This window comes from Collinsella sp. TF07-1, assembly GCF_003437235.1.
Taxonomy (GTDB): Bacteria; Actinomycetota; Coriobacteriia; order Coriobacteriales; family Coriobacteriaceae; genus Collinsella.
Window position 1 is genome coordinate 38,684 of sequence record NZ_QSRV01000019.1, and the last position, 7,062, is coordinate 45,745.

Below are 7,062 nucleotides of genomic sequence, written 5' to 3' on the forward strand. Positions count from 1 at the left end.
TAGCGATTAGAGCGCAGGGAAATGAGCCTGCTGACTTTTGGTGATGACGAGAATTAAAGCAACCTCCAAGAAAGAGGTCCCAACATGAAAACAACCAAGAACATCGCACGCCTGGCAGTAACCGCCGGCCTCACCGCAGCCCTGAGCTTCGGCGGAGTGATGGCACCGGTCACGATGGCGTTTGCCGAGGGCACGACGACTGCGAACGGCTCGGTGACCATTGCGAACGTTGAGGGCAACCATACCGAATTCGATGGCTATCAGATTTTTAAGGCTGATGTTGCGACAGTCGAAGGTAAGACGGTTGTGAGTAATATCACCTGGGCAAACGGTAGCGTGAAGGCGGCTGTCGAGGGTGTCATTAAGAATGAGGAGCCGACTTACAAGGGCAAGACCGCCCAGGACGCTGCAGACTGGATCACGAGTAAGGTGACGGGAACCAACGATGCATATTGCGTTGGCCCCGACAACATTGCTTATAAGATTGCCGCTGCTGTGGACGATCTTACTGACAAAAAGACAACGAGTGCTGGTGTTGCCTCCGGTCTAGAGCACGGTTACTGGCTCTTTGTGACCGATGCCGGCACCATCGGAGACGGCGAGGCGGGCACGTCTCCCATCTTCACTGTCGTGGGAAGCACGCCCGTTAACGTCAACGAGAAAACGGGCATCCCTACCGTTGAGAAGAAAATCGTGAGCGATGCTGATGACAAAGAGCACGATGCCGCCGATTCCCAGATCGGCCAGGACGTGACGTACAACCTCTACGGCACCGTCGCCGAGAACTTCGACAAGTACGACACGTATTTCTACGAGTTTTCCGACCAGATCTCCAAGGGTCTGACGCTGCAGACGGGCGCTAAGATCTACCTGTATAAGAACAGGTCTGATGCGAAGGGTGATCTCACCCGCGCGAAGGGCACGGATATCACTGCGTATTTCAAGGAGGAAACGCCCGCCGAGGCTGCCGAAGACGGCAGCAAGACGACGACGTGGACCTGCGATAACCTGAAGAAGGTCAGTGACGTCACTAAGGACTCCTACATCGTCGTCTCCTATAAGGCGCAAATCAACAAGGATGCGGTCGTCGCGGGCACCGAGGGTAACGAGAACGCCGTGACGCTCAACTACTCCAATAACCCCATGACCAGCGAGCGCGGCGAGACCAAGCCTGACACGGTCAAGGATTACACCTACGGCCTCAAGATCAATAAGGTCGACCTGGGTACCGAGGCAGCCCTCGACGGTGCCGAGTTCACCATTCAGGCCACTGGAGCGGACGACGGCGCATCCAAGAGTTTGTATGTCCAGAAGGATGGTTCTCTTGGTTCTGATCCCTGGAAATTCGTGACTGCCAACGGCGGTGTCATCAAGGTCACCGGACTCGACGCCGGCACCTATACCGTCACGGAGGTTTCTGCCCCCTCTGGTTACGCTAAGGTCGACCCCTTCACCTTCGAGATCAAGCCGAGCATGAATGCCGATGATCCGGGTGCTGGTCTTACTGAGCTCACTGGAGTACTTACGACTGGCCAGAACGACAAGGTTATCGCCGGCCTCACCGATGGCGACTCCGGCGATAACAAGCTGACGTTGAAGTCTGGCTCGGAGAAGACGGACGGCATCTTCAACATCACCGTTGGCGATACCAAGCAGGTTGGCCTCCCGCTCACCGGTCTCAATGGCGTGACCTTCACGTGGATCGCTGGTGGCGCGGTGCTGTGCATCGGCGTGGCGCACCTCATCCGCAGCCGTAAGCAGGCTGAGGAGTCCGAGCAGGAGTAACGCTCGCTCACCCATCCCTTTGGCAGGTGGGATGTGATGGCCATGAGACTTGCGGACACTTTTCTCGTTCATCCACGTTCTTGCTTTGCCATCCTCTTTTCGGGGCGGACTCCACGCTGGAGTTTGCCCTGTTTTTTTTGGATAACGCAGGCAGCCTCCATCGTCCGATGCGGGCACGTTCGTCATCGCGTTTCTTGACTCGTATGAGGTTCGGATTAAGGTCCGTAGGCGCACGCGCGGTGCGGACGGTGGACGGCATTTGCGCCGCAAGCGCAAATAAGAATGCCCGGGGGTCGGATCCCGGGCATTTAACAAAACCAGAAAACTAGGCCGCCCGCGCTCCCAAACATTTACGCGGGATGCGTCGTTTTCTATTGACATTGTATCCCGAATCGCCCCGCCGATTCGGGACATTTTGAAAACTCAAATGCTGGCTTATCCTCGACTGGACGGTGCAGTCTAGCTGCGTTGTCCGGCGCGGAAGCTCGCTAATCGGCTATTATTTGTTTAGACAACTTGAGTTGTAGAGGAGTGACCGGCGATGGTGCAGGGCGCCAAACATATGAAGGGCAATAACGCCGCGGACAACGGCGGCTCAAGCCCTCAGCCCAAACCTCAACCAAAGCCCAAGCGCCGTCGCAAGCGGCTGCCGCGCTGGGCCGATCGGCTCATCACCATCGTCATCATTCTTATTGGCGTGGGCCTTATGACCTGGCCGTGGATCTTGGACCGGCTCGAGGCCTCGGGCGTGTTCAACCAGATCAGCACCGTGTCCAGCACCGTGGACGCGCTGTCTGCCGAGGAGCGCGAGCGCATCCTGCTCCAGGCGCGCTCCTATAACGAGCAACTTGCCGGCGAGGCCACCGAGCTTCCCGCCGACCAGATCGAGCTCTACGCTCAGCAGCTCATCTTTGACCGCGACCCCATGATGAGCTGGGTCGAAATCCCCTCCATCGACGTGAGCATGCCCATCTACCACGGCACGAGCGAAGAAGTCCTTATGGCGGGCGTCGGCCACCTGGAGGGCACGAGCCTGCCGGTGGGCGGCACCTCGACGCATTGCGTGCTCACCGCGCACTCGGGCATGCGCAACCTGAGCATGTTCGACGACATTCACTCGCTGGAACCCGGCGACCTGGTGCTGCTGCACACCATGAACAAGACGCTCGCCTACAAGATGGTGGACTCCGAGGTGGTGCTGCCCGAGGAGATGGAGTCGCTGACCATCGAGCCCGGCGCCGACAAGGTGACGCTCGTCACCTGCACGCCCTACGGCGTGAACGACCATCGCCTGCTGGTGCATTGCGTGCGCACCAAGTACAACAAGAAGGACGTCGACAAGCAAAAGTCGCTGGCCGGCCGTCACTGGGGCAAGCGCGAGTTTGCCGTGCTCATCGTGGTCGTGGCCATTGTGCTGTTGCTGCTGGACATCGTGATCCACGCGGTCCGCAAGCGCCGCAAGGCCAAGGCCTCGGCATAGGACATTCTTCAGAACCACCACAATGGGGACGCAGTTCATTTGTGGTGGTCGGGATTTCCAAACCATCACAACATTCGATGAAAATCGCGATTTTGGCGAAAAGCGTCGAATGTTGTGATGCTTTTCGTTGCGGGCGGGACGGTTTCGCTCCAGAACCGCCAGTCCGCAGCCTGCCAACCGCCGCCCTCGTTACGTTTTCGCTGCATTTGGGTAAAGCGCCTGCTCCAAGCCGGCGTTGCCTTGTATACTAGAGCGGTTTAACTGTTATGCGGAAGGGAGCGCCTATGGCACTCAGCGAGAAAGATGTGCGCGGCATCGCCGAGTACGCAAAGATCGCACTGACCGATGACGAGCTCACCCAGATGACGTCCTACCTGAACGACGCCGTCCAGATGCTCGAGCCCGTCTTGCAATATGACTTGCCCGACGTGGAGCCCACGTTCCATCCCATCGGAAGCCTGTCCAACGTGATGGGCGATGACCTGCGCGAGCCCGAGCGCGACCTGCCGCTTGACGTCGCGCTGGAAAACGCCGGCAGCGCGCGCGACCGCTACTTCCGCGTGCCGTCCATTTTGGGAGAGGGGGAGAGCGAGTAATGGCGCAGAGCTTCGATTCCCTTACTGCCGCCCAGATCGCCGCGGGCGTTGCCGCCGGCGACTTTACCGCTACCGAGGTGGCCCAGGCCTCCCTTGACGCCATCGAGGCGCGCGAGGGCGGGGTCCAGGCATTCCTGCAGGTGGCGCCCGAGCTTGCGCTCGAGGCCGCCGCGCGCGTGGATGCCGACCGTGCCGCAGGCGAGCCTCTGCCTCCGCTCGCGGGCGTGCCGCTGGCCATCAAGGACAACATGAACCTCGTGGGCACGCGCACCACCTGTGCTTCCCGCATGCTCGAGAACTACCAGAGCGTCTACACCGCTACCTGCGTCCAGCGCATGCTCGACGCCGGCTGCCTGCCCATGGGCAAGGCCAACATGGACGAGTTTGCCTTTGGCAGCTCCACCGAGAGCTCGGCGTTCCACCGCACCAACAACCCTTGGGATACCGAGCGCGTGCCCGGCGGCTCTTCGGGCGGCTCCGCTGCCGCCGTCGCCGCGGGCGAGGTCGCGCTCTCGCTGGGCTCGGATACCGGCGGCTCCATTCGCCAGCCGGCGTCGCTGTGCGGCGTGGTGGGCTTTAAGCCCACGTATGGCGCCGTGAGCCGTTACGGCGTGGTCGCCTTTGGCTCGTCGCTCGACCAGGTGGGTCCCTTTGGCCGCACGGTCGAGGACGTCGCGCTGGCCATGAACGCGCTTACCGGCGCGGGCCACGATCCGTACGACTGCACCAGCCAGGATTGCGCCGTCGACTTTACCGAGCATCTCAACGACAGCATCGAGGGCAAGCGCGTGGGCATTATCCCTGCGTTTATGGAGGCCGAGGGTCTGACGCCCGAGGTCAAGGCCGCCGTTCAGCGCGCCGCCCAGGAGCTGCAGAACCAGGGTGCCGAGCTCGTGGAGGTCGACCTGCCGCACCTGGATGCCGCCATCGCCGCCTACTACGTCATCGGCCCGGCCGAGGCGTTCTCCAACCTGGCACGTTTCGACGGCATTCGCTACGGCTATCAGGAGGAGGGCTGCGCCAACATGTCCGACCAGAGCTCGCTTTCGCGTGCCCACGGTTTTGGCGCCGAGGCCAAGCGCCGTCAGATGCTCGGCGCCTACCTGCTGAGCTCGGGCGTGTACGACAAGTACTACTACGCTGCGCAAAAGGCCCGCACGCTCATCACGCGGGACTACGATGCCGCGTATGCCAAGGTGGACACCATCCTCATGCCCGCCTCGCCGCGCACGGCCTTTAAGTTTGGCGAGATCAGCGACCCCACGCAGATGTACCTCTCCGACCTGTACACCATCTCGCTCAACATTTGCGGCAACGGCGGTATCTCGGTGCCTCTGGGCCTGGGCGAGGACAGCAAGCTGCCCGTTTCTGCCCAGCTGGTTGGCCCGGCCTTTAAGGACCGTCAGCTGCTCACGTTTGCCCGCGCCCTTGAGCGCGGCTTTGCCGATGCCGCCACGGGTGCGCCCGCGCTTTCCGTCGCGCCCGATTTTGCCGGGAAGGGAGGCGAGCTGTAATGAAGGAGCTTTCCGAGGTCCTGCAGGATTGGGAGGCCGTGATCGGCCTGGAGATCCATACCGAGCTCACCGCACTCGATACCAAGATGTTCTGCAACTGCAAGCTTAGCCACGATGACGAGCCCAACGCCAACGTGTGCCCGGTGTGCCTGGGCCTGCCCGGTGCGCTGCCGGTGCCCAACAAGCGCGCCATCGAGAGCATCGTCAAGGCCGGTCTCGCCACCAACTGCGAGATCCAGCGCCACTCGATGTTCTACCGCAAGCACTACTTCTATCCCGATATGGCCAAGAACTTCCAGACTACGCAGGGTCCGGTCGCCTTTGCCATGTACGGTCACCTCGATCTGGATGTGACCGGTCGCGGTGCCGCCGAGCGCCCCGATTGCGCGTTTGGCGAGGCCGAGGCCCAGAGTCTGGCGAGCGCTTCGGCCAACGCCGAGGGCTTGTCCACGTCCATGACGTCGACCATGCGCGAGGGCAACCAGCGTGCCGGCCATCTGGCCAGCTACGATGCGTCCAACCTGCAGATGCCCGAGCGCCGCGAGGACGGTTCCTACACGGTGCCCATTCGCATCCTGCGCATCCACATGGAGGAGGACGCCGCCAAGATGGTGCACGTGGGCGGCGCCGAGGGCCGCATTACCGCCGCGGCCGAGTCGCTCGTCGACTACAACCGCTGCGGCACGCCGCTCATCGAGCTTGTAACTGAGCCCGACTTGCGTACGCCCGAGGAGGCTCGCCTGTTTATGGAGAAGCTCCGTCGCATCTTTGTGACGCTTGGCATTTCCGACTGCTCCATGGAGAAGGGTTCCATGCGCTGCGACGGCAACGTGTCGCTGCGCCGCCGCGGCGAGACCAAGCTGGGCACCAAGACCGAGCTCAAGAACCTCAACTCGTTTAAGAGCCTGCATGACGGCCTTGCCTACGAGATCTGCCGCCAGGCAGAGGTACTCGAGGAGGGCGGCATTATCTACCAGGAGACCCGCCACTGGGAGCCCAGCCGCAAGCGCACCGTGGTCATGCGTGTGAAGGAGACGGCCGACGACTATCGCCTGTTCCCCGATCCCGACCTGGCGCCGTTCGACCTGGACGACGAGTTTATCGATCGTTGCCGTGGCGAGATCCCCGAGCTGCCCGATGCCAAGCGCGCTCGTTTTGAGGCCGACTTTGGCATTAAGACGGCCGACGCCGAGCAGATTGCCGGCGACCCGGAGTTTGCCGAGTTCTTTGAGGCCGCCGCTGCCGGTATGGCTGGCAAGGAGGCCCAGACGGTCGCAAACCTGCTGGTCAACGAGATGATCGCCTACCTTAAGGGAGCGGGTGTGTCGCTCGCCGAGTCCGGCATCGCGCCGGCTCAGGTGGCAGCGCTGGCTAAGCTGCTGGCGACCGACGCCATCAGCTCCAACCAGGCGCACGAGGTCTTTGAGGCCATGGCCCAGACCGGCGACGACCCCAATAAGATCGTCGACGAGCGCGGTATGCGTCAGGTGAGCGATGCCGGCGCGCTGCAGCCGATCGTGGACGAGGTGCTGGCAAACTGTGCCGATCAGGCACAGCAGTATCGTGACGGCAACCAGAAGGTCATCGGCTTTTTGGTGGGCCAGTGCATGAAGGCGAGCCGCGGCAAGGGCAACCCGAAGCTCTTCAACGAGTTGCTGAGAACGTCGCTCTCGTAAACGGGAACCGA

The 7,062-nt window shown here is 61.7% G+C and carries 5 protein-coding genes; all 5 read left to right on the top strand.

Annotation, left to right across the window (positions count from 1 at the left end; translation table 11 throughout):
* The first annotated feature begins 84 nt into the window (after positions 1-84).
* The 5 genes from DXC67_RS07855 (at position 85) to gatB (ending at position 7,051) form a co-directional block, all read left to right on the top strand.
* Positions 85-1,785 carry an isopeptide-forming domain-containing fimbrial protein gene (locus tag DXC67_RS07855; RefSeq protein WP_117637989.1) on the top strand — a complete coding sequence of 567 codons (1,701 nt, stop codon included), beginning with the start codon at positions 85-87 and terminating at the stop codon, positions 1,783-1,785.
* A gap of 562 nt (positions 1,786-2,347) precedes the next feature.
* Positions 2,348-3,265 (top strand): class C sortase, encoded by a 918-nt coding sequence (locus DXC67_RS07860; protein WP_158551320.1) that lies wholly within the window; start codon positions 2,348-2,350, stop codon positions 3,263-3,265.
* A 284-nt stretch (positions 3,266-3,549) separates the two neighbouring features.
* Positions 3,550-3,861: an Asp-tRNA(Asn)/Glu-tRNA(Gln) amidotransferase subunit GatC gene (gene gatC, locus DXC67_RS07865; protein WP_055287082.1), complete on the top strand. Its 312-nt coding sequence runs from the start codon at positions 3,550-3,552 to the stop codon at positions 3,859-3,861.
* Positions 3,861-5,375, top strand: a complete 1,515-nt coding sequence (gene gatA / locus DXC67_RS07870) for an Asp-tRNA(Asn)/Glu-tRNA(Gln) amidotransferase subunit GatA (protein WP_117637991.1) — start codon at positions 3,861-3,863, stop codon at positions 5,373-5,375. Before gatC ends, gatA begins: the two co-directional genes overlap by 1 nt.
* Positions 5,375-7,051: an Asp-tRNA(Asn)/Glu-tRNA(Gln) amidotransferase subunit GatB gene (gatB, locus tag DXC67_RS07875; protein WP_117637992.1), complete on the top strand. Its 1,677-nt coding sequence runs from the start codon at positions 5,375-5,377 to the stop codon at positions 7,049-7,051. The genes gatA and gatB overlap by 1 nt, the downstream gene beginning before the upstream one ends.
* The last annotated feature ends 11 nt before the right edge of the window (positions 7,052-7,062 follow it).

Bases quoted from the DNA above. Each gene is read 5' to 3' on its own strand.
- DXC67_RS07860 (WP_158551320.1), top strand. From the start codon at position 2,348: ATGAAGGGCAATAACGCCGCGGACAACGGCGGCTCAAGCCCTCAGCCC.
- gatB (WP_117637992.1), top strand. From the start codon at position 5,375: ATGAAGGAGCTTTCCGAGGTCCTGCAGGATTGGGAGGCCGTGATCGGC.
- gatA (WP_117637991.1), top strand. From the start codon at position 3,861: ATGGCGCAGAGCTTCGATTCCCTTACTGCCGCCCAGATCGCCGCGGGC.
- DXC67_RS07855 (WP_117637989.1), top strand. From the start codon at position 85: ATGAAAACAACCAAGAACATCGCACGCCTGGCAGTAACCGCCGGCCTC.
- gatC (WP_055287082.1), top strand. From the start codon at position 3,550: ATGGCACTCAGCGAGAAAGATGTGCGCGGCATCGCCGAGTACGCAAAG.